Below are 22,584 nucleotides of genomic sequence, written 5' to 3' on the forward strand. Positions count from 1 at the left end.
CAGAGACTGTATCATGGAGATATATTCCGGCTTCAACCTTTTTTCGGATTTGCGGTCCGTTTTATATTTTGTCTTTCGAGAAGGACGTTTTTTCCGTTTGAAGGCGAGCGGATGAATCAACAACCGCCCCGTCTTTGTTCCGGATTCTGCCGCGGACGGATCCGCTTTCCCTTCGTCTTTGATTCCCTTTTTCATAGCGCACTCCCGTCTTCTTCGTAGTACGAGATTCGTATTTTAATACTATAAAATTCTAATGGAGAACGCATCGTGGGTCTGTATTCTCCGCCGACTCTAAGATCGATTTCACATTCAGGATTCTTAAAATTCTTCGCGCCCGCAATTGTGCCACGTGTTTGGGCGTTGTCCAAACCTTGCAGACGAGCTTTCTCGGCGCGTCTAAGATTCTCGTGAGAACGAGTTCCCGATCCGAAGTTTCGGCTTGAACGGAGTCGAACTCGCTCACGACTCTTCCCCTTTTTCCAAACTCTTTCTCATCGCGAAAACCGTCACGGCGAGCACCATCGTGATCGCAGCGCAGATCCAAGATACCAATTGGAACGAATCGGTGAACGCCTGTTTGGCGGGATCGAGAAGGGCGAGTCCGATCTGTTCGGGCATTTCCTTGGCCACGGCCACGGCGGCGCCTAACGTTCCTTTGGCGGGTGCGATCGACTCCGGCGTAATTCCCGCGAGACTCACGTTATCCATCCGGTTTTTATAAACCGCCGTGCCGATGCTTCCCAAAACCGCGATCCCGAGAACGCCCCCGAATTCCACGCCGGTTTCCGAAATCGAGGCCGCCGCTCCCGCTCTTTCCGGAGGTGCGGAACCGACGATCAGATCCGTTCCTAAGATTACAACGGCGCAGATTCCCAAGGAAATGATGATCGATCCGATCACTACATAAACGAGTCCCGAGCTGGAATCGACTAATGCGTAAAAGACGAGACCGATCATCGTGAGAATTAGACCGCCCGAAACTACGAGGATGGGTTTTATTTTTCTTACAAGCATAGGAACCGTAAGCGAGCCCACAACGTTGCCCGCCGCAGCAGGAAGAGTCCAAACTCCCGCCATCAGAGGAGATAGGCCCAATACCAACTGAAGATATTGTGCGAGGAAAAGAAAACTTCCGAGTCCCACGAAAATCGTCAGAGAGTTGGCGATGAGGGCCGCGCTGAATGCGGGCACCTTGAACAACTGCAAATCGATCAACGGATCTTTGAGCGATTGTTGTCTTCGAATAAAGAACGTTCCGATCAAAAAACCGGTACCGATAAAAAGAATCGGAAGAATTCCCCAGCCGTTTTCCGCGACTTGTTTTAATCCGTAGATGATGGATAAAACCGAACCCAAGGAAAGGAGCGCGCTCGGTATGTCGAGGCTACCCGCGTTCGGATCCTTGAACTCCGGTAAGAGTTTCGGTCCGGCGATCAAAAGAAGAATCATCACCGGAACGCTGAGTAAAAACACGGAACCCCACCAGAAGTGTTCGAGAAGAAGTCCGCCGATCAAAGGGCCGATCGCTCCTCCGATGGAAAAGCTGGTTCCCCAGATTCCGATCGCAACCGTTCTTTGGTTCGGATCGAGAAACATATTACGAATCAAGGATAGAGTAGACGGGGCTAAGGTGGCCGCGGTGATTCCGAGCAACGCGCGAGTCGCGATCAGCATCTCGGCCGTCTTGGAAAACGCGGCAAGCACGGAAGCGATTCCGAATGCGGCGGCGCCGATCATCAGCAGTTTCCTTCTTCCGATACGATCGCCTAACGTGCCCATGGTGACCAAAAAACCGGCTACTAAAAATCCGTAGATATCCACGATCCACAAAAGCTGGGAACCGGTGGGTTTGAGATCCTCCGTGAGATGAGGGACCGCGAGATAGAGAACGGTCAAGTCCATCGCGTAGAGGAGACAGGGAAGAGCGATGACCGCCAGACCGATCCATTCTTTTCTTCCCGCGAGATTCGTATTTGTAGTGTTCATTTGTGTTGCTTCTTACGTTGTTTGATAATAGAGAAGAACGTTTCCGGATCGAAACGTCCTCGTTTGCGTCAGTTTTAATCTAATTCTTTGGTGAATGCCTTGAAGGAGAGGTTTCCCTCCGCCTAAGAGGACCGGGTTTACGAAAATTCTCAGTTCGTCGATCAGGCCTTCCTCGATCAACGGAACGCTCAAATCCGAACTTCCGAAAATTGCGATGTCCTTTCCGCGTTCGTTCTTGAGCGTTCGTATTTCTTCGATTAGGTTCGAGGATAGGAGTTTCGTATTGTTCCAATCGGCATTTTTTAGAGTTTTCGAATATACTACTTTTCTTAATTCGTTCATTTTTGCCGCTACGATCGGATCGTCTCGGAGCGCGTCAGAGGTCGTCCAATAACCGGCCATCAATTCGTAGGTGACTCTTCCGAAGAGGAGCGTATCGACGGAATTTAAAAAATCGACCGCGTATTCGTTGAACTCTTTGTCGACGACGTGCCAATCGATCGATCTTTGCGGGCCTTCAAAGTAGCCGTCCAACGAAATCATCTGTTGAAGAATCACTTTTTTCATACGGTTTTATCCCTGCATTCTCGCGAGTTCGGCTTCGAGCTTGTCGAAGTTTTGTTCGTTCCCTTGAATCACGACCTTCTTGGATCGTTCGCATTCTTCGACCGTCTCGAATAACATGCGAAAGGTGATTTTCGTTTTTTGCGGAGATTCCGTTTCGAACGTGGTCGTCACTCGGAACTTATGACCGGAAATATGATCGAATACGAGTTTTTCCGGCGCGTCGATCGAAACGAACACGCTGTGATTCGGATAATCCGTTCCATCGGGTCCGTGCATCGTAAAGCGCCAGTTGCCTTCCGGTTTTAAATCAAATTCGTAAAACGTGTTCGTAAACCCTTTCGGTCCCCACCAGCGTTGCAGATGATTCGGATCGGTCCAAGCTCGGAACGCCGTTTCACGCGGCGCGTTTACAATACGGACGCTCGCGACTTCCCGATCGGCAACGACGGATTCGTTCGAATTAGTCATGACATTCTCCTTTAGATTTCTTGCATGTATTTCGGATCGATTCTGCTCGGGTAGAATCGCTTCCCCGAGCATTCGGAATTTACGATTTCCGTTTATTTTCCTTCCGCGATCGATTTCATGGAGTTTAAGCCTGCCTCGAAATCTTTTCCGATCATCTGATCCATATCGCAGAACAGACCGAACACTTTTGAGAAGAGTTGATTCTTGCCGTACATCGCCCAAGTCACTTTTGTACTTCCTTGCTCTTCGGTGAACGTGAACTCCGCGGTGTTGTGGGCTTCGAACGGTTCGAAAAAATCCAACTGAATCTTAATTTTAGAGGGAGAATCCGCTTCTATGATTTCCATGCGGCCTTTGCCGATGGAATCGTTTCCCGCCCATTCGTAGATCGCTCCTTTGCCCGAAGCCGCTCCGCTGTAGGTTCGCTTCATCGCAGGATCGAGTTTTTCCCAAGGAGACCAACCAGTCCAAGTGCGATAGTCGTTTACGAGTGCGAAAACTTTTTCGGGCGAAGCCTTGATGTTGGCGGATCTTTCGTAACGAAAGTCGGCGGGTCTTGTGGAAGCAACGGCTAACGTGCCGAGGATAAACAGGATCAAAATCCCCGCGATTGCGAGCAGGATTGTTTTTAATTTCGACATAAGATTCTCCTAATATACTTTTTAAACTTTCTGTTTTGAGAGATATTCCGCGAGACGATCCATAGTCTGGTTGAGACCTTCGACCGCTCCGTATTTCTCGACGGTTTCGTTGCGTTGTTCAGCCGTTTTAAAGAGCATCGTCATATCCAAAGTCGTCTTTCCGTTTTTTTCGGAAAAAAGAACGGTGACATGAAAATCTCCCGGATGGTCTTCCCTATCCGAGCCGTGTTTATAAACGATCTTTGCCGGTCTTTCGATCTCTAAAAAAACGATGAGGTTCGGGTAATCCGACCCGTCCGGACCGTGCATGATAAAACGCCAGACTCCTCCCGGTTTTAGATCGAATTCTTGAAAGGTGTTCGTAAACCCTCTCGGTCCCCACCAATGATTGATGTGTTCCGGTTCGGTCCACATTTTGAAAACGAGGTCGCGGGGAGCGTCGAAGACTCGAGTCGCATGGATCTCTCTGTCCGCGGTGGAAGTATTGTTGTTTGCACTCATTCTTAACTCCTAATGGATTGTATAGATTTCTTTTTAGTAACGAAGGAAGCGATGCGGGCCGGAGTTCGTTTTCATCCGGCGACGCATCGGATCGTTTTTTATTTACTTAAGAATCGCTTCGAGTTTATCGAGAGATTCGTTCCAGCTTGCGCCGGTCATTTCGCTGACCTCCGCCCCGGGAATTCCGGTATGACGCAGAGTGAATTTCGTTTTCCCTTGCTGATCTTCGAACAGAAGAGAAATCAAAAGAACCTCGGGCCATTCTCCCTCGATCCCGTAATGAGAAGCGGGAACCGGATTACCGTTCGAGTCCGCAAAGCTGTCGGTTTTAACGATCTTTTCCGGTCTTACGATTTCCTTATATTCTCCCGTGGACCAAAATTCGTTTCCGTCCGGAGCGCGCATGCAGAAGACGTATCTTCCTCCCACTCGAAAATCCATTTTGCAGTAAGGAGTGGTGAAGTTTTTCGGTCCCCACCACTTCATCACTTGTTCCGGATTCGTCCAAGCGTCGAAAACGGCTTCTCTAGGAGCATTAAATAATCGTGTGATTACCAATTCGTCTTTAGTCCGATTCGTCATTTTGATTCTCCTTTTCGTATCGTTTGTTCCTTCTATAGAAGGAAATTCTAATATTCAACAATAGTGAAGTAAGGCTTTCGTTACAGATGCCAAACCCCTTGGAGTCTGCGGCTTTCGGGACGAAGCGCCCAGGAGAAGAACACCAGCACCAACGCGATCAGAGGAGCGATTACGTGAAACGTTTCCATTCCGGAAACCGCGTTCGAGATGGAAGCCGCGGTAAGATTGATGAACATTCCCGCGTAAGCCCATTCTTTCACCAAGGCCAAACGAGGAGCAACGATGGCGATCGCGCCGAGTCCTTTCCAAACGCCGAGAAGCGTCGCGAAGTATAGAGGATAACCGAGTTGACCCATTCCCGCAACGACATCCGGCCCGCGTTGAATGTATGCGAATGCCGCAAAGCCGTAGTTCGCCGCCGTAAGTCCGGTTACGATCCAGTAGATGATGGTTTTAATTTTTTCCTTGTTCATTATCCGTTTTCCTTTCTTGATTTGTTTCTTTCTGACTTTGCTGGAGTTCCCGCAAATACTCGTCGAGCCGGTCCAGTCTCGCTTCCCACATCTGTCGATATTCATCGAGCCAGTCCGCCACTTCTTTCAACGGTCCCGCTTCCAGCCGGGACGGTCTCCATTGAGCTTCGCGACCTCGGGAAATGAGTCCGGCCCTTTCCAGAACCTTGAGGTGCTTGGTGATCGCCGGGAGGCTCATAGCAAAGGGTTCCGCAAGTTGCTTTACGGTAACCTCTCCATAACGAAGAGTCGCCAGGATTTTGCGGCGAGTGGGGTCTGCCAATGCCGCAAACGTAAGGCTTAAGTGATCAATCTCTGCTTCTTGTTGAACCATTTGGTTAATTAACCTTTAGGTTAAATTACTTCCGAATCCGAGATTTGTCAACCCCTTTCGGAAGAAAAAGTCCAAACGGCGGGAGATACAAAAGGGGAGAACGGAAAGAAATAGATCCGAAAAAGAACGGTCGTCCACTCAATTCCTTTGGTTCTCCAACAAATAAATAATTTTATAACAAACTATTTGATCGATCTTTTCCTTCGTTTGGGAATGTTGGAAAAATAAATAGAGAGGTTATAGGATGGCGCTTCAATCAAAAGAGTTTCGATATGAGATCCCGGTTCTTTGGAGTCAATGCGACCCGAACGGTCATCTCAACGTAGGAAATTTTCAGGTGTTTCTTCATGAGGGAAGAATGGTGGCTCTCGAAGAAGCGGGTTATAGTTATACCAAACTACGCGATGAGAACGTAGGTCCGATGATTTTGCGTTCGGAAACCGATTACAAGGCCGAGATTCGTTATCCCGAGTCGGTGACCGTAGTTACGACTTTCGGGGATTTGGACGGCTCCCGCGTGAAGATCTTTCAAAAAATGATTCGTAAATCCGACGGCAAGGTCGCTTGCGATTCGGTGGCTTCCTGCATTCTTTTCGACTTCGGTAAAAAAAGACCGTGGAAATATCCGGCGGATTTATACGACGGTTTGGGATTTCGGGAAACTGCAACCGCATAAACGAACCCCGCAAACGCATGCAGAATTTTGAATGTTTCTTTCCTTGCGCAAAAACCGGAGTTGGTTCCGAGATTTCCGTTTCCGGCGCCGGAAATGTCGGATTTTGCTGGTAATATTTCGAGGAAGACATATAGATTCAGAATCATGTCCAATCCATTGTCGTCCGTCGAACCTTGGTCCTTAGTTGCGGAAGGATACACAAGGTCGACCAAACAGTTCTTAGAAGGGTTTTCGCTGAAAGCGATCGAACTTTTAAAACCTCAACCCGATTCGATCGTTCTCGACGTGGCGGCCGGGCCCGGAACCCTGGCCATTCCTCTTGCGCGTTCCGTACGGGAAATCCATGCGATCGATTTTTCCCAAGCAATGATCGATCAATTGAAACTAGGAATTCAAGAGGCAAGAACGACTAACGTGCATCCGTATGTGATGGACGGACAAAAACTCGAGTTCGAAGCGGATCGTTTCGACTTTGCGTTTTCCATGTTCGGTCTGATGTTTTTTCCCGATAAACTTCAAGGTTTAAAGGAAATGGTTCGTGTTCTCAAACCGCGAGGGAAGGTCGCGATTTCGGGCTGGGCTCCGATCGCGAATTCTCCCTTGATGCAATGTTTATTCGGTGCGCTTCGAAAAGCGAACCCGGATATTCCGGCTCCGCAAACCAATGTGCAGAGTTTTGAAAATCCGGATTATATCCGTGAACAACTAAGCGCTGCGGGTTTTCAGGATATAGAAGTTCTTCCCTTTTCCAACTCGATCGAAGTCGTGGACGTAAAGGAATTTTTAGATACGATGATCGACGGGGGAGCTCCTCTTCAGTTAATGAAGAGCAAAATGAAAGAATCGGCTTGGCTCGAAAAAGAAAGAATTATGTTCGAACATCTGAAACAAGAATTAACCCGATTACCGGTTTCGCTTTCCTCAGAAGCTTATATCGCCACTGCAAAAAGACCGTAAGTCGAAGAGAACGGCCGATTTTTGAAAATCGGTCCGTTTCCATCGGAAAAAAGTAATTTCCTTTCCCGGATTCGAGTCCTAAATAATACCCCTTGTTGTGCGAACCGGTTTCGCTTTCAACGATCGATCCGTTATGTCCAAATTCGTAACCCAACTCAAAAAAACGTTTCGAAGCGAGATCACGTTTTCTCTCTTTCAAGGCGCGTTCGGAGTGTTGGTGTTCTGGATCGTGCTTCGGTATTTCATACGGGACGCGATCACTCCCGAGCCGCAGTGGGTGATTCTGAATTTTCTTTATACGATCACGGTTACGTTATATTCTAATTTTAGAATGGTGACGGGCAGGTGGTCCGCGCTCTTGTGGGCCAACCGTTCCTTATTGTTATCGCTTCCTTTGCCCGCGTTTTACGGTTACTTCACGTATTTGGCGCCCGCGTATTTTCCTGTGATGTTTATCTTCGTCATCAGCATTCAGCTTCCGGTTTTGGGACTCGCCCGAGGAATTTATCTTACGCTTTGGTTTATCACGTATTACTTCGTTTTTTTCGGATTGCTCATCGTATTGAATCCCGAATATTTCCTAAGTCATCTCAAGTCGATCGCGGTTCTGTTCGGCGTTTTCTTTTTTATGCATCTCTGGCTTTTGCGCGCTTCCGAAAGCGTAAAGAATATGGGGAATCAGTTGACGAGGCATCTCGTCGAAACCAAAAAGCGCAAAAGGAATATGCATCGGCTGCATCGGATTCAAGCGATGGATCTGACTCTCGCGAGAAGGCTGCAGCAGAACGCGTTACCGGATCTAACGCGTGTTCGACGAAACGATCTGCTTTTGAGTTCCAAATACTATTCGGTGGAAAAGATCGGAGGGGATTTTTACGACGTCATCGACTTAGGAAACGGGCAAACGGGTTTTTTTATCGCGGATGTTTCCGGGCACGGAGTCGCTTCCGCTTTGATCACGATGATGACAAAGGCCGCGTTCCGAAATCATTGTCAGGAAGCGGAAGAACCTTCCGATCTTTTGGAGCTGGTCAATCGATCCTTGTACGAGATGCTCGAAAAACAGGATCTTTTCGTAACCGCTTTTTATTGTATTTTAAATAGGAACGGCGTTTTGAAATATTCGAGCGCGGGTCATCAACCGGCCTTGATCGTTCGGGAAAACGAACCGCATACTCGGGAACTAAATACGAAAAACACGTTCGTTCTCGGGATCGAGCCGAACTGGAAATATTCCTCGACTTCTATCACATTAGAAAAGAATGATAAACTGATGTTGTTTACGGACGGACTGATCGAGGCGAAAAATAAGATGGGACGGAGTTACGGAGAATCCCGCTTTCTCGACTTTCTGTCGACAAACGCGGGAAGAAGCGGGGACGTTTTTTTGGATCTTTTGATGTTCGATCTGGAGGAGTTTATGGGAGGAAGAAGCCCCGAAGACGATATCGCCGTGCTTTGCGCCGATTATATTCCCTAAACGACGAACCGCGTGCGGAACTATTTCGTATTATTGAATCAGTTCCGCGGAAAAACCGCGCCGCATCGTGTTTTCCGTAATCGTGACCGGTTCTAAAAAACTTTTGAGATAATCGGGTCCACCGGCTTTGGCTCCGACTCCCGAAAGTTTGTATCCTCCGAAGGGTTGACGTTCCACGATCGCACCGGTGATCGCACGGTTGATATAAAGATTTCCCGCTTCGATCCTTTCTTTGGCTTCCCGGATATGATCCGGATTTCTTGAATACAGACCTGCGGTCAACGCGTAGTCCGAATCGTTGGCTCTTTCGATCGCTTCGGTAAAATTGCGAACGCGAAAAAGAGTTACGATCGGTCCGAAAAATTCCTTATTTGCGAGATCGCCTTTCCAATCATTCGACTCGAAGATCGTTGGCGAAACGTAATGACCCGTATCCTTCAATCGGTTCGGAATCTCCTTTTGGAATACAATAGAATTCTTATGTTCTTGGAGGATCGTTTCCAAGCGGTTCTTGGATTCGAGATCGATCACCGGGCCGATTTTTGAAGCGAGAATTTCGGGAGAATCCACGTTCAACGAGGAGACGGCTTCGATGAACCGATCGCGGAACGTATCGTAACAGGAATCCAACACGATCAATCGGGAAAGTGCGCTGCATTTCTGTCCTTGAAATCCAAACGCGGAATGAATCGCTCCCTCCACGGCCAAATCCAGATCCGCGTCCCCGTCCACGATCACCGGATTTTTTCCGCCCATCTCGCATAATGCGCGTTTAACGATTCTCGATCCAGGTTTTACGTTTCCGCATTCACGGAGAATGGAAAGGCCGACTTCTCTCGAACCCGTAAAGTTGATCACCGCGACTTCGGGATGTTTTACGATCTCCGCTCCGATTTCTTCTCCTCGTCCCGGTAAAAAATGGAAGGCTTCGGGAGGAACTCCCGCTTTTAAAAAGAGACGGTACAAATACAACGCGATCGCGGAGGATTGTTCCGCGGGTTTCAAAAGAACCGCGTTTCCGCAGACGAGAGGAGCCGCGCACATTCCGGTAAGAATGGCCGCCGGAAAATTCCAAGGCGCGATCACTCCCGCGATTCCCTTCGGTTTATACGAATAGAAGTTTTCTTCTCCGGGAAGATCCACTCTTTGTCCTCGGATGATCCGTTCGTATTCGATCGCGTAATATCTGCAGAAGTCCACCGCTTCCACGAGATCCGCTTCGGCTTCGGGAATATTCTTTCCGGTTTCTAAAAGCATCAAGGCACAGAGTTCGTTTTTGTTTTCAGCGATGAGATCGGCCGTTTTCAGAAGAATCGCGATTCTTTCTTGAGAAGAACGTCCGCTCCAGGATCGGAAGCCCCCTTCGGAGGCGGTAACCGCCTTTTGAAGGACTTCGATGTCGCTTAACAAATATTGGGAAACGATTTCCTTTTGACGGGAGGGATTGTGGTGCGATTGTGTTTTGAGATTTTTGATTTCTTTGCCGGATACGATCGCCGGGACGAAGATAGGAAACGAGGTACGCGTTTTGGAAATCGAATCCGCGATCCATTCTTTGTTCGATTCTTTGGAAAAATCGCGCACGGGTTCGTTCTTAAAGTTTGTCATGAATCGTTTCCTTCGGGTTTTTCAAAAGATGCGCGTGTTCGATTCTTCCCGTTAAAAAGTTTCGTAAAAATCCCTGATTGGACGTGTTTTCCAGAAGTCTTCTGACGAGATACGCCATTCCGGGAAGAATCTCGCCTAACGGTGTGTATTCGCGAACCCGATATCCGAGCCGCGTCAAAACGGATTTGTAGGAATCTCCCATTCCGTAGAGCATTTGAATTTCGAAATCTCTCGGATTCAGTCCCTGTTTTTCCGCAAAGGAAAGAGCGAATGCAAGACTTCGAATATTATGAGAACCGAATGCGGAAAGAATGTTCGGAAACGATTCCAAAAGAAGCCGCGAGCATTCTTCGTAATTTAGGTCGGTTTCCGCTTTGCTTTCGAAAACAGGAATTTCCCAGCCTTTCTCTTTCGCTTTGATTACTTCGTACTCCCAATACGCCCCTTTTACGAGACGAACCGTGATCGGGACTCCGCGTTTTCCGGAATAGGCGATGATTCTTTGCAGATCCTCTTTGGAATTTTTCAAATAGGCTTGGATGACGACTCCGAAGTGGGGATAGTCCTTGAATTCCTCTTCCAGAAAAATCTCTTCCGCAAGGGACATTAAGATTTCCTTATAGTCGAATTGTTCCGCGTCCAGATTGATGAACGCATTCTTTTCTTTTGCGAGCCTGAGGATCGGTCTGAGCCTTTCCTTGAGAACGGAAACCGAATTATCCTTTGCAAGGGACGAGATTTGGGAATATAAACTCGAACACTTAACGGAAACGTTAACGGTTGGACAGGAACCGTAACTCGTTTGTTCGAAACTCGAAAACGAATCCAGATCGGACAATACTTCGAGATATTGTTTTTGATAGCGAAGCGCCTCCTTTTCGGACAAGGCGGCTTCTCCTAAAATATCGAGCGTAAAGACCCGGTTCTTTTTTCGGATGGAAAAAAGTCGGCGTTTTGCCTCGGTAAAATTTTTGCCCGCGATGAAGTTTTTAGATGCGTATAACACGAAAAAACGGACCGAGCTTCCCAATACAAAAGAGATCGGTGGAATGGAAATGCCAGTTCGTAAAAAGAAGCCGAGCCATTTCGGAATTTCCGTTTTTCCGTCTAGAAGATAAAGACTTAAATGATCCGTAATATCTTTCGAGGAGCGCAAGGAAGGCAAAACGTCCACAAATCGAAAGAGTTCGATTTTCAGTTTCGGATACCGAACGGAAAGACCCAACAGACGTTTGATCCAAAACTGTTTGGAAAACAATCCGGAAGATTGTCGTTCGTTTTGTTCGAATATTCGAACGCCTAAACGTTCGGTTTCAACTTCTAAATCTTCGGATGAAATCGTAATCATCTTGTCACCGTTCGGAAATACGGGTTTGAAATCGCGAAAATCGTATTCTCTTTTTCTAAACCCTTTCCAAATCGATGATAGACGATTTCAAAAAGAATGAAACTGAAAACTATAAAATCGTTTTCTTTTTAAATTCTTGGTAACAAATTCTTTCCAAAATGATTTTGATTCGTTTTTTATTTTCCCTTAGATGCCGCCCAAGTCTCCGCGAATTGGATTCTCTGCAAAGTGGTGGGATGGGAATGATAATAAAAAACTTCGCTCGGATGCGGATCGAGTCTGCTTTGGTTGTCCTTTGCCATTTTTACTTCCGTATCGATAAAGGATTTTTTATCCTGAGTCAAGACAAGCGCTTCTAAATCGGCTTCCGTTTCCTGATAACGGCTCAGGGTGCTCCACGCCGGTTTGGTCAACGATCCGAAGAGCGAAAGAATCAAAAACAAAAAGGGAAGCGTAGAGGGAGAATGCAGTTCACGCAAAGAAACCGATCCTTCCGTTTTGAATTTTTGAAACAGGTAACCGAGAAGAAGACAAAGAAGAAACGTGATTACCGTATCGGCGAGTATGTCCTTGATCTGGTGATCGTGCGTCCAATGTCCGATCTCGTGTCCCAATACGCTTACGATTTCCTCTTCGGTGTGGTTTTGAATCAGAGTATCGTACAGAAAGATCTTTCTGTTTTGTCCCCATCCGGTAAAATACGCGTTCGTATGTCCCGAGTATTTGCTCTCGTTGATGACGTAGACGTTCTCGACTTCGATCTTTGCGTGTTCGCAGAGCGAGATGATCTTTCGTTTGAGGCTCCCTTCCTCGATCGGTTTGTATTCGTAAAATAAAGGAGTGATCACGATCGGAAACAGAATCGAAATCAAAAGTCCTAATGTGAGAGAAGCGATCGGGACGTAGATCTTCCATGCTTTTTGAAACGTCTTTAAAAGAAAGGCGATTCCCAATACCGCTACGCTTCCTCCCGCAAGTCCGATCCCGATCGCTTTGGAAGTGTAAACGACCCAATCCAAAAACGTCATTTTGGAAAATCCGAATTGGTGTTCCAATACGAATCCGAAATAATATTGAAACGGAATCGAGATCAGAAATTGAATCGCGCTGAATACGAAAAAGAAAAGCAAAACGGTCAGATAAAACCGGTTGCCCGTTCTCTTTTCGATCGTTTCCTCCAGTCGCACGGAGAGAGGAGTGAATACGAAAAGTCCCGCCACAATAAAATCGATCAGATCGGAAAGCACACTTGCGAAAAATCCGCTCCTTGCGTATTCGATTCCTTTTTGAACGTCCTCTTGCGTGAAGTATTTTAGAATTTGCTCATGCAGTTGCGGAGAAGAATTTCCCTGATACGATAGAAATTTCATCGTGAGCGTGAATAGAATTTGAAGCGCGTAAAAAATTAAAAGAATCGTTTTGAGTCGCATATCGTTCCGGTTCGTTTTCGATAAAAGATGAATGATTGATGGTTGGGAATCGTTTATCCGTCAATAATTTTTGCGGTCCGCACCGCATTAGGGATACGAAGGGCGCGAAGCGTCTCGAACGTTTTCGGTTTCACTGTAAGTCTCGGAAAGTTCCGTTCGAGATGAGTCGCTTTGTGACGAACCCGAAGTAGCCCGACCCGCCTGCGTTCTTCTAAATTCGCTCGTAAACGATTTGTTTTGCAGGCGGGGAATGCCCGAATTTTATCTCCGATCCGGCGGAGGAGGCGGAAGGGCTTCTCTGCACTTCGCGCTGAGTTCGGATTCGTGCGACCGGAGGCAACGCATCGGGCCCCCGTGTTCCCGCGTCGCGTTCTTGCAGAACTTTTCCTCGTCGTTTGCACAAGCCTGTTTCATCGCGTGATGTCTCGCTTCGCGTTCCGCAAGATGCGCTTTGCACTCGGCGGAAAGTTTGGATTCGTTGTCTTTCAAACAACGATGTTCTTCCGGTCCGTGCCGCATATCCTTGCAATACGTTTCTCTTTCGGTGCGGCAAGAATCCTTAGGCGGTCCTCCCGAAGGCTGCGCGTGCGCGGTAAATAGCGGCAGGAAAGAAATTGCCAATATCAAAATCTGAAGTCGTTTCATCCTCTTCTCCTTGGATTCTTGATCCGATCGTGGTTTCGTGTTCGCGTCGTCACCGCGTTTGACCTTGCGGATCTCCTCCCGGTTTCAGAGGAAACGTTCTTTACAAGTCTTCGCTCGCATCCGAACTTTAGATTCAACGATCATGAATAAAAACGAAATCATAGAAAGAATCTGGCCCGATCCCGAGGTGACAAAGGATCTCGCGGAACTTAGAAAACATTCTCCTTTGACGCACGTGATAACGAACATAGTCGTGACGAATTGGACCGCGAACGTTCTGCTCGCCATCGGAGCTTCTCCCGCTATGGTAATCGCCGAAGAAGAAGCCGGCGATTTTGCGAAGATCGCGGGCGGACTTCTGATCAACGTCGGCACGGTTACACCTAACGACGCAAAGGCGATGCGGGTTGCGGCTAAATCCGCGCGTGAAGCGGACACTCCTTGGGTATTGGATCCCGTTGCGGCGGGCGCTTTGTCATTTAGAACGGAAATCGCGAAAGAATTGCTCGATTTCAAACCCGCGGTGATCCGAGGAAACGCCTCCGAAATACTCGCGTTAGGTGGAGCAAGCGGCGGAGGGAAGGGCGTTGAATCCACGGCTCGTTCGTCCGATGCATTAGAATCCGCTAAACAACTTTCCGCAAAGACGGGAGCGGTCGTCGCCGTAAGCGGAGAAGTGGATTACGTTACGGACGGAAATACGGTTTTTGCAGTGCCCGGCGGAGATCCGATTATGACAAAAGTAACGGGGGTCGGTTGTTCTTTAGGCGCGCTGATTGCTTCCTTTTTAGGAGTTCAGAAAGATCCGTTAGCCGCTTCGGTGGCCGCCTCTCTGGTTTTTGCGGTCGCAGGTGAGCGCGCAGCGAAAGAATCCAAAGGAACGGGAAGTTTTGCGGTGAATTTTTTGGATCAGTTGAGCCGTCTGGGAGTTTGATCCGATTTCGTTCCCGATTTTATAGCGGGCGTTCGCTTGGGAAGGCAACTTATTTCCAAGTCGCTTTAAATTCGAGAAAGGATGTCGCATTATTGGAAAAATATTTGTAATTTAGAATGCGAACCTCGAAGATGTTTCTCGTTCCTTCTTCGGGGTCTCTTCGAAGCGAAATAAAAATTGAAAATGTTGTTCGATAGAATCGACCGAATCTACGGAAGAAGGGATTATCTTACCCGAAACAAAGCGCGTCACTTGTATGTGACTAACCTCGTCATTTTTTTCGTCTCCCTCGCAGCCTGTCTCGTTTATATCCGTCAGGGAATCCGAATCGGTTTCGTAATATTCGGAACTTCCGCCCTTATTTCGATCGCCTTATTGCGGTTAGGTCGCCTGGACGAAGCAGTCAAATCAATTCTGTATCTCAGTTTGATCGCTCTTACCATCGGACTTTTTTTCGGAATGCAGAACGGGAACATCTACTTTTCGATGGCGACCATCATCATCTTGTTTCTGCATTTTTCCGAGATCCGTCAAACGATCGCCGTTTCGATTTATACGGGAGCGCTCATGTCCTTTCGTTTGTATCAATTGTGGACGCAGGGAGAACTTTCTTCAGCGTTCATCTTCGATACGATTTTAAAGCTGATTTTATTCTGCACGATCGCGATCATCACCGTGCGCGTTTTAAACAGTCATACGAAGGAAAAGGAAGTTTTTATTCGCGAGATCCATCACAGAGTGAAGAACAATCTTCAGATTTTAAGCGGGTTTGCGAATCTGCATCGGACGGTACAGGGAAAGGCGGACGAAAGACAGATCGAAAATTTCAACGAAAGAATTCTTATGTTGTCGAGAATTCACGACGCGATCTACAAAACCGAGACGGACTACGAAGTGGATTTAAACGGAATACTGGAAGAAATCGTCCGTTTAACTTCGTTATCGCATCCGTCCCGAAAGATCGAACTGATTTCCTGCGAAGGCAGCGCGCCCTTGAGCATCGAAATTTCGGTGCCCTTTGCGATGATCGTGAGCGAATTGTTGAACAACGCGGTTTTGCATTCTTCCGAAGGAAAAGAAGAAGAGCCCATTCGTGTCGAATTAAAATTTTCCAATAGTCGTTACACTCTGATCGTATCCGATGCGGGGCCGGGAATCGAAAAACGTTCGGTTTGGTCTTCTCCCAAAACGACGGGATTCACTCTGATTTCCGCTTTGACGCAGCAGTTGAAAGGAAATTTTTATTTCGACTCGACTGGAACGGATTCGAAGGCGGTTCTTGAATTTTCCGATCAGGACGCGTTTGCAAGTCTTCTCAACTGACCGACGCACGTAAATCCATCCATGTCGATTATCAAAAACGTATGATTCCCGCAAACGGAGTATTCGGTTTCACGATCGTAAAACGGTATAAAAATATGTTGACCGGTCTATTTATGTGGATCTTATTTGGCTTATGGGCGAAAAAGGAGCGGCATCGAAGGAACGAATGATCAAAGCTATGGCTTTGTCCTTGGAAACGAAGGGATACAACGGAACCGGTTTGAACGATATCGTGGAATCTTCCGGCGCTCCGAAAGGTTCGATCTATTTTCATTTTCCAGGCGGTAAAGAGGATTTGGCTGCGGAAGCGATTACGGTTTCCGGAAGGGCAATGGGGAACATGCTCCTTTCCTTGCTTCTTTCTTCCAAGTCGCCGTCCAACGCGGTGCTTTCCATTTTTAAATCTCTCGAGAATAAACTCATCGAAACGAATTATACGCAGGGTTGTCCGGTTGCGACCACGGCATCCGAAACCGTCGTCGAAGGAAATCCGGTAAACGAAGCTTGCAGAAATATTTTTTCAGAATGGAACCAAGGACTTGAATCATACTTCGTTCGGATGGGATGGGAGAAAAAATCCGCTTCGATATTATCGACTTCGATTCTTTGTCTTTTGGAGGGAGCGATCCTTCTTTCCCGGACGCATCAGAATCCGGAACCGTTGCGATCCGCCGCAAAAACCGCAAAACTTTTAGTGCAACAAGGAGAAAAAAACAGATGAAATATATATGGATCGTTTTGGGAATCGCAGCCGTTCTTTTGTCGGGATTCGTTTATGCATTAGGATATCCTAAATTAGAAATTCAAAATAATGCAGGATTGAGCGATCGAGTAAAAGAATTTCAAAATACGAACTTTAAAAATCCGGGAGTTCGTTTTACCCTTTTGAGAACGGCGAACGCGGGAACGTCCGAGGCTTTTCTATTCGAAGGGGGAAATCTTTTTCGGAAACGAGTTGTGGCCCATTCCGCGCTTCTAGTGGAACATCCGAAAGGAAGATTTCTTTTCGACACGGGGCTTGGAACGGACATCAAAGAGCAGTTCGCTCTAAAACCCTTGCATCTTAAAATTCTGATGGATTACACCGATCATACCGCGGCCGTTACGATTCTGCAAAAAGCGGGATACGATCCTTCCAAGATCGGAAAGGTTTTTCTTTCGCACATGCACTGGGATCATGCGAGCGGCATCAAGGATTTTCCTTGGGCTAAGATCGTTACGACCAAAGAAGAGCGAAAGGAGGCCGAATCTTCGAACACAAGACACGGTTATATTCAAAGACAATTCGACGGAAATTCGATCCAATGGGAAGACATTCGTTTTAACGAAACTCCGTACGAGTCCTATTCTCAGAGTTTGGATTTATACGGGGACGGTAGCGTGGTCTTCGTTCCTATGGAAGGACACGGCGGAGGATCGATCGGTCTTTTTATCAATCTTTCACGGGAAAAAAGATATTTCTTTACGGGAGACATCAGTTGGTCGAAGGAAGGAATTCAAATTCCCGCGCACAAACCCCGTTTATCCAGAAGAATCGCGGACAGAAATCCGGAACAACTCGGACAGGAATTGCTTCGGGTTCACGAACTCGTTCGTAAAAAACCGGAAATTCAAATCGTTCCCTCTCACGACTCGATCGCGCAGTCGAATCTAGCTCAGTTTCCGAACTGGAACGACTAAAAACAACGAACTCCAATGTTTGGTCGTTAAACGAAGTCGATTCGTTTAACGATTTTCTTTTTGGTTCGTTTTCGAAAAGATCGTTTCCTTCTAAATTCTTCTTGCAGAGCGCGCTTTACCGTTTAAGATCGGCCCCTGTTTTTGTATCGGAGTCGAAATCTTAGAATGAAATACGAGTGCCTGTTGACCGATCTGAAAGATAAGATTCTTATCGTAACGCTCAATCGTCCCGAAAAATCCAACGCGTTGAACGTGAAAATCCGGGACGAGTTGGAACACGTCTTTCAAGCAAACGCATCGAATACGGACGTAAAGGCGATCGTTTTAACTTCCTCCGGAAAACATTTTTCGAGCGGTTACGATTTGGAAGAAGTGTTAAGTTCGAAGATGGAATCCTTTCGCCATAGAATATTAGAATATCATTATGCTCTTTATAGTTTCCCGAAACCGGTCGTGACCGTTCTGAAGGGATTCGCGTCCGCAGGAGGTTTTGATCTGGCGCTTTGCGGGGATTATATCGTTTCGGAAAAAAAAGCGATTCTCTTTCGACCGGAGATTCGATTCGGCGGTCCTCCTTTGATTACGACTCTTGCGCGCAAGGTCGGTCCGACTAAGGCGCTTACGCTGACTCTCAAAGGAGATCCGATTCGATCCTCTCAAGCTTTGGCGCTCGGAATCGTGGATGAGATTTATGAAGGTGAAAACGTTCTTCGACATGCGGTTCAAGTCGCGTCCAAACTTTCTCAGTGGGATTTCAACATGTTATCCGTCTTAAAGGGAATTGCGAATAACTACTTTATGGGAAACTTGTACGAAAATCTCAAAAAAGAATTCGACGAGTTCGCTTCCGTCTTGGAAGATCCCGCTTTTTTTCAGAGGGTTCAGAGTTATGCCGGAACGATTCAGCAATAAAGATTGGTGGAAACGGAAGATTTCCCGATACGGATTCTTTTTGTTTCTTTGGATTCTTACGGTTTCGATTCAAGCCATCCCGGGTCTTGAATACCTGGAATACTATCCGAAAGATTACGATAAGAACAAGGGAGTTCTCGTTATCATACACAGCAAGGCGTATGATTGGGACAGTTATATCCGTTTCGGAAAACCGATCGCGGATAAACTCAATATTCCTCTGATCGTTCCCGTTTTTAAAAAAGAAATCTGGAAAGATTATGCGACCGTCATTAACGGCGAACAAAGAGGCGATTTATTTTTACAGGAAATCTTGAGGAAGGTGCGTTCGGAACACGAGGTCAACACGGACAATTTGTATTTTTACGGACATTCGGGCGGCGCTCAATTCACACATCGTTATATTCTAATGTACGGTTCTCAAGTAAAACGGGCGTTTATCTCGGCGCCTGGATGGTATACGTTTCCCGATTCGGAACGTTTTTTCCCGAGCGGTTTGAAGAGAAAGAAGGATTTCCCCGAAAACGTTCCTCTTGAATTTAAGAATTTCTGCAATACTCCGCTCAGCGTTACGGTCGGTGAATTGGATACCGTGGATCCGGCGATTCCGAAAGACGGTTCGTTCGGAAAAAACCGTGTGGAACTCGCAAAGAACTGGGTGTTCGCTTTGAACAAATTCTTAAAACAAGAATGTCCAACAACCGCGGAGGTTCCATTGTTTATCACTCCGAATCAGGGGCATTCCGGTTCCAGCAACGCGACCCAACGGGAAAGAGCGATCGAGTTCTTGAATCAGTGATTTCCCGATCCGGCGTGCAAGAGATTCCGCCGCTTAAAATCTCATTCCAGTATTGTTAAGCGAAATCGTCCGCTTGAACGGTTCGGCGAACGGAGTTCTATTTCAGTTCTCCGAACGAAAGGACTTCGGTCGGGCAGTTGACTACGCAAGCCGAACAACGCACGCATTGAACGTTGTCCATCGGAGTTCCTTTGTTTGCGTAGCTCATCACGTCGATCCCTTGGTGACAAACTTTGGTGCAGATGTTGCAGGAGATACAACGTTTCTTTTCTGAAAAGATCCGAAAACGACTGAATCTTGCGTAGATATGCATCAAAGCCGCGAGCGGACAAAAGAATCGACACCAAACCCTTCCGCTCAAAAGAAAATACGAACCGACTCCGACAACTCCGGCTAACAGCAAGTCGACGATCAGGTCGTAGATCTTTTTTCCTCCGTCTCCGATGCTTCCGAATACGTGAGTGATCGGAAACCAAGGAGATAGAAAAATTTCGCTTAACTTGAGTAAGGTGATGATCGTCGCAAAGAATAAAATCCATTGCCCCGAGTTTTCCAATCGATTGGCGAATTTGCCATGAGGCATTTTGGTTCTTGTTTCGTCTCCTAAGGTTTCGGCCAGACCTCCGCAGGAACAGATCCAACCGCAGTACGCTCCTTTTCCGAAACGATATACGAGATAGGGAATGACTGCGAAGGTTTGCAGGAGTCCGTAGACGAGCCAGAACGTCGTGATCCCCGTGTTGTAAAAGATTCCCATGTTAAGAGGCCATGCGAGAATCAATCCATATGCGTTCCAATACGCGCCGTAAGGAAACACTTGCGTTAGTAAAAATCCGTTTCCGTCTCCTAAGAGACCGTTTTGTCCGAGAAAGGGAAGGATGATTTCCGGTAAAAGAAACAACGGAAAGATTTGAATGAGGATCAAGGTCCAGGTTTGTTTCCGGATATATCGCGTAGGTCTTACCTTCATCCTTCTCAAACCAAAGGTAAGAATGGTGAGCGAATACAATAGAGTGTAGTGAAAGCCCGGTTGTTTCCCGAGGAATAAAAATCCGAAATACTTTCCACCCACGTAGACGAGACAAAAATATGCGGCCGCGATAAATAGATAAGAATTTCTGAATATACCCCAACTGTTGGCGAGCAGTTCCTTTCGTTTTAGAAAAAGACGGATTGTGAGCGGGACTCCCAAACCGATCAACGCAAAAAGAGAAGTAGTCGCGATCGTTCCGTAGACTTCGATTCCGTAAAAGGAAGCCTTCCCGAAGTAAACCACGTTTGCAAATAGAAATAGGACCGCAAATCCGATCCAATCCCAAACGCTTTTTTGATTTTGAATCCGGATTCCGATTCGTTTTAAAAATTCGATCGGGGTTCGCGAGCCGATCTGAACAAGTACGCTTGTGTTCGGGATTTTTTCGAAACTGTCGCTCGATGCGGATCGATTCGAAGATCTCGAATTCGAATCTGCCGCATTCGGTGATTTTAATGAGGAAGATTGGGAGCGGAATGATTTTGAATCGGAGCCGCCGATTCGTTTCAGCCGAACTTCCCGATCGGAAATTTCTTGGACGATGCTTTCGTTTAAGAAATCGATTTTGCCCGAGGCAACAAGATCCGCAAACCGATCCTTGTTATCGCTTTTCGGGCGAACCAACTCTTTGCCGCGATAAGAAAGTTTCGTCGAGTTTGCGTATTTGCTGATCGCGATCGCAGCTTCGACGGCCGAATCTCCTCCGCCTACGACGAGAACGTCCTCATTTTCGAAGTCTTTCGGATCGAACAATCGATGATAGACTTTGGGTAATTCTTCTCCGGGGATCTGAAGGTTCTTTGCGTCTCCGCTTTTCCCGATCGCGAGAATCACTTCCTGCGTTTGAAAGGATTCTCCGTTTTCCGTTTGAACCGTAAAACCGGATTCGTTTTTTTGAATTTGGGATACGGTCGTTCCGCTCCGAATCGGAAGTTTCCATTTTTCGAGAACTTTTTGGAGATCGGATAAAAGACTTTCCTTGGTTCCGTTGTGGATCGTTATCTCGGAAGCCGTTTTTAGATCCTCCGGTTCCGCGAAAATGGGTTTCGCTTTCGGATAACTTTTTACGGTGTGAAACGGTTCATTGGATTCTAATATTAAGAAATCATAATTTAACTTTTTACATTCGATTCCTGCGGAAATTCCCGCGGGACCGGCGCCTACGATCAGTACGTCGTAAACGGAGGGGTTTTCGACGGATGTTTTTGCCGATGCGGAACTCGGTTCGCGAGTGACACGAGACGTTTCGCGTTTTGCCGAAATTTTCCGAACGACTTGGGTTCCGCTTTCAACGGCGAACTTAAGTAGAGGAATTCCGGTTAAATCTCCGATGATGGAAATCCCCGGAATGGAACTTTCGAACGATTCGGAAACTTCCGGATAGATTTCCACGGGGGATTCCGGCGCGTCGTTTTGAAGCCAGGAGAAATATCGCGTAAGAAGCGGGATTTTTACGTTCATGATTGCCTGCTCGGTTTTGGATGTCGCATTATTTTCCGGATTCCATCTTCCATATTACGATACAACCGCGTTGATTTCAATTCGTCTTTTGTCCCGGGAAGTTACAAATTCTTTTCCCGATCGGATTCGTCCGCGGATTCAATTAGTTTAGAAAATTCTAATATTTTTGAATTTTGACCGAAACCTTGTCTTACATCCACGCGCTACGGATGCGGAGCGTGCGAAGCAGTTGTCTCGCAAGAGACAACCGGAGGCGAAAGCCGTAGCGCGTAGCAAGCCGGGTCTGCGCCCGCATATGGTTCGAATCGTTTCGAAGGAGAAACGTTTTCCCATCTCGACGTATTTTCGGCGCAGAAGCGCCCGAAGCTTAAACGACGATCTCCTTGTTGCAATCGAAAAAGATTTTCGGTATGGAGAACGGTTTGCGGTTTTTATCGGATTGAAAGGGAAGTGTTTACCGAATCGGAGCGGGATGATTCGGTATGGAGCTTGTCGGGATCGAACCGACGACCTTCTGAATGCAAATCAGATGCTCTCCCAGCTGAGCTAAAGCCCCTTGTCGTTACCGGATGGGCCTGATGTGATTTGAACACATGACCCCACGCTTATCAAGCGTGTGCTCTAACCAGCTGAGCTACAGGCCCGGTAAGAGACATGTTTTTAACTGAGTTCCCAAATGCAACAGTTTTTTAGTAAAAAACGTTCTC

23 protein-coding genes and 2 tRNA genes are annotated in these 22,584 nt (G+C 47.0%); 9 read left to right on the plus strand and 16 right to left on the minus strand.

The features are described from left to right. Positions 1-250: 250 nt before the first annotated feature. From LFX25_RS04115 to LFX25_RS04155, 9 genes are all read right to left on the minus strand, one after another. Entirely contained in the window at positions 251-463 is a 213-nt protein-coding gene (locus LFX25_RS04115; RefSeq protein WP_238729098.1) for a hypothetical protein, read from the minus strand. Then, positions 460-1,986, minus strand: coding sequence for an MFS transporter (locus LFX25_RS04120; protein ID WP_238729099.1), 1,527 nt, complete (start codon positions 1,984-1,986; stop codon positions 460-462). Before LFX25_RS04120 ends, LFX25_RS04115 begins: the two co-directional genes overlap by 4 nt. Before the next feature lie 12 nt (positions 1,987-1,998). Continuing rightward, positions 1,999-2,553: a dihydrofolate reductase family protein gene (locus LFX25_RS04125; protein WP_238729101.1), complete on the minus strand. Its 555-nt coding sequence runs from the start codon at positions 2,551-2,553 to the stop codon at positions 1,999-2,001. A 6-nt stretch (positions 2,554-2,559) separates the two neighbouring features. Beyond that, positions 2,560-3,021, minus strand: a complete 462-nt coding sequence (locus tag LFX25_RS04130) for an SRPBCC family protein (RefSeq protein WP_238729102.1) — start codon at positions 3,019-3,021, stop codon at positions 2,560-2,562. Between the two features lie 92 nt (positions 3,022-3,113). Next, positions 3,114-3,662, minus strand: coding sequence for an SRPBCC family protein (locus tag LFX25_RS04135; protein WP_238729104.1), 549 nt, complete (start codon positions 3,660-3,662; stop codon positions 3,114-3,116). A gap of 21 nt (positions 3,663-3,683) precedes the next feature. Further along, positions 3,684-4,163: an SRPBCC family protein gene (locus LFX25_RS04140; RefSeq protein ID WP_238729106.1), complete on the minus strand. Its 480-nt coding sequence runs from the start codon at positions 4,161-4,163 to the stop codon at positions 3,684-3,686. Positions 4,164-4,265: 102 nt separating this feature from the next. Beyond that, positions 4,266-4,745, minus strand: coding sequence for an SRPBCC domain-containing protein (locus tag LFX25_RS04145; protein WP_238729108.1), 480 nt, complete (start codon positions 4,743-4,745; stop codon positions 4,266-4,268). A gap of 80 nt (positions 4,746-4,825) precedes the next feature. Beyond that, positions 4,826-5,218 carry a DoxX family protein gene (locus LFX25_RS04150; RefSeq protein ID WP_118957648.1) on the minus strand — a complete coding sequence of 131 codons (393 nt, stop codon included), beginning with the start codon at positions 5,216-5,218 and terminating at the stop codon, positions 4,826-4,828. Next, positions 5,199-5,591 (minus strand): ArsR/SmtB family transcription factor, encoded by a 393-nt coding sequence (locus LFX25_RS04155; protein WP_118957683.1) that lies wholly within the window; start codon positions 5,589-5,591, stop codon positions 5,199-5,201. The genes LFX25_RS04150 and LFX25_RS04155 overlap by 20 nt, the downstream gene beginning before the upstream one ends. 244 nt (positions 5,592-5,835) lie before the next feature. Between LFX25_RS04155 and LFX25_RS04160 the strand changes: the two genes are divergently transcribed. The 3 genes from LFX25_RS04160 (at position 5,836) to LFX25_RS04170 (ending at position 8,704) form a co-directional block, all read left to right on the plus strand. Further along, positions 5,836-6,267, plus strand: a complete 432-nt coding sequence (locus LFX25_RS04160) for an acyl-CoA thioesterase (protein WP_238729110.1) — start codon at positions 5,836-5,838, stop codon at positions 6,265-6,267. A 144-nt stretch (positions 6,268-6,411) separates the two neighbouring features. Beyond that, complete coding sequence (locus LFX25_RS04165) at positions 6,412-7,224, plus strand: class I SAM-dependent methyltransferase (RefSeq protein WP_238729112.1); 813 nt, start codon at positions 6,412-6,414, stop codon at positions 7,222-7,224. 133 nt (positions 7,225-7,357) lie between these two features. Continuing rightward, positions 7,358-8,704, plus strand: a complete 1,347-nt coding sequence (locus LFX25_RS04170) for a PP2C family protein-serine/threonine phosphatase (RefSeq protein WP_238729114.1) — start codon at positions 7,358-7,360, stop codon at positions 8,702-8,704. 30 nt (positions 8,705-8,734) lie between these two features. Here the strand turns inward: LFX25_RS04170 and LFX25_RS04175 are convergent, their stop codons facing one another. The 4 genes from LFX25_RS04175 to LFX25_RS04190 all read right to left on the minus strand — a co-directional run bounded on the left by LFX25_RS04175 (position 8,735) and on the right by LFX25_RS04190 (position 13,735). Then, a complete protein-coding gene (locus LFX25_RS04175; protein ID WP_238729116.1) occupies positions 8,735-10,312 on the minus strand; it encodes an aldehyde dehydrogenase family protein in 1,578 nt (525 codons plus the stop codon). Next, positions 10,299-11,660 carry a proline dehydrogenase family protein gene (locus LFX25_RS04180; protein WP_238729118.1) on the minus strand — a complete coding sequence of 454 codons (1,362 nt, stop codon included), beginning with the start codon at positions 11,658-11,660 and terminating at the stop codon, positions 10,299-10,301. Before LFX25_RS04180 ends, LFX25_RS04175 begins: the two co-directional genes overlap by 14 nt. A gap of 176 nt (positions 11,661-11,836) precedes the next feature. Next, on the minus strand, positions 11,837-13,090 hold the full coding sequence (locus LFX25_RS04185; RefSeq protein ID WP_238729120.1) for a M48 family metallopeptidase: 1,254 nt from the start codon (positions 13,088-13,090) through the stop codon (positions 11,837-11,839). Between the two features lie 261 nt (positions 13,091-13,351). Continuing rightward, a complete protein-coding gene (locus LFX25_RS04190; protein ID WP_238729121.1) occupies positions 13,352-13,735 on the minus strand; it encodes a hypothetical protein in 384 nt (127 codons plus the stop codon). A gap of 142 nt (positions 13,736-13,877) precedes the next feature. Here LFX25_RS04190 and thiM point away from each other — a divergent pair, with 142 nt between their 5' ends. The 6 genes from thiM (at position 13,878) to LFX25_RS04220 (ending at position 19,383) form a co-directional block, all read left to right on the plus strand. Further along, positions 13,878-14,669 carry a hydroxyethylthiazole kinase gene (thiM, locus tag LFX25_RS04195; RefSeq protein WP_238729122.1) on the plus strand — a complete coding sequence of 264 codons (792 nt, stop codon included), beginning with the start codon at positions 13,878-13,880 and terminating at the stop codon, positions 14,667-14,669. 183 nt (positions 14,670-14,852) lie between these two features. Next, positions 14,853-15,992 (plus strand): histidine kinase dimerization/phosphoacceptor domain -containing protein, encoded by a 1,140-nt coding sequence (locus tag LFX25_RS04200; RefSeq protein WP_238729123.1) that lies wholly within the window; start codon positions 14,853-14,855, stop codon positions 15,990-15,992. A 133-nt stretch (positions 15,993-16,125) separates the two neighbouring features. Continuing rightward, positions 16,126-16,713: a TetR/AcrR family transcriptional regulator gene (locus LFX25_RS04205; protein WP_238729124.1), complete on the plus strand. Its 588-nt coding sequence runs from the start codon at positions 16,126-16,128 to the stop codon at positions 16,711-16,713. Further along, on the plus strand, positions 16,710-17,672 hold the full coding sequence (locus LFX25_RS04210; protein ID WP_238729125.1) for an MBL fold metallo-hydrolase: 963 nt from the start codon (positions 16,710-16,712) through the stop codon (positions 17,670-17,672). Before LFX25_RS04205 ends, LFX25_RS04210 begins: the two co-directional genes overlap by 4 nt. Before the next feature lie 165 nt (positions 17,673-17,837). Then, positions 17,838-18,584, plus strand: coding sequence for an enoyl-CoA hydratase/isomerase family protein (locus LFX25_RS04215; protein WP_238729126.1), 747 nt, complete (start codon positions 17,838-17,840; stop codon positions 18,582-18,584). Beyond that, positions 18,562-19,383 carry an alpha/beta hydrolase gene (locus LFX25_RS04220; protein WP_238729127.1) on the plus strand — a complete coding sequence of 274 codons (822 nt, stop codon included), beginning with the start codon at positions 18,562-18,564 and terminating at the stop codon, positions 19,381-19,383. The genes LFX25_RS04215 and LFX25_RS04220 overlap by 23 nt, the downstream gene beginning before the upstream one ends. A 97-nt stretch (positions 19,384-19,480) precedes the next feature. On the opposite strand, the gene LFX25_RS04225 is transcribed toward LFX25_RS04220, so the two are convergent. The 3 genes from LFX25_RS04225 to LFX25_RS04235 form a co-directional block, all read right to left on the minus strand. Then, positions 19,481-21,877: an NAD(P)-binding domain-containing protein gene (locus tag LFX25_RS04225; RefSeq protein WP_238729128.1), complete on the minus strand. Its 2,397-nt coding sequence runs from the start codon at positions 21,875-21,877 to the stop codon at positions 19,481-19,483. Positions 21,878-22,360: 483 nt separating this feature from the next. After that, positions 22,361-22,433: transfer RNA gene (locus tag LFX25_RS04230), tRNA-Ala, on the minus strand. Positions 22,434-22,447: 14 nt separating this feature from the next. Then, positions 22,448-22,521: transfer RNA gene (locus LFX25_RS04235), tRNA-Ile, on the minus strand. Positions 22,522-22,584 lie beyond the last annotated feature (63 nt).

The sequence above is a fragment of the Leptospira sanjuanensis genome, assembly GCF_022267325.1.
Taxonomy (GTDB): Bacteria; Spirochaetota; Leptospiria; order Leptospirales; family Leptospiraceae; genus Leptospira; species Leptospira sanjuanensis.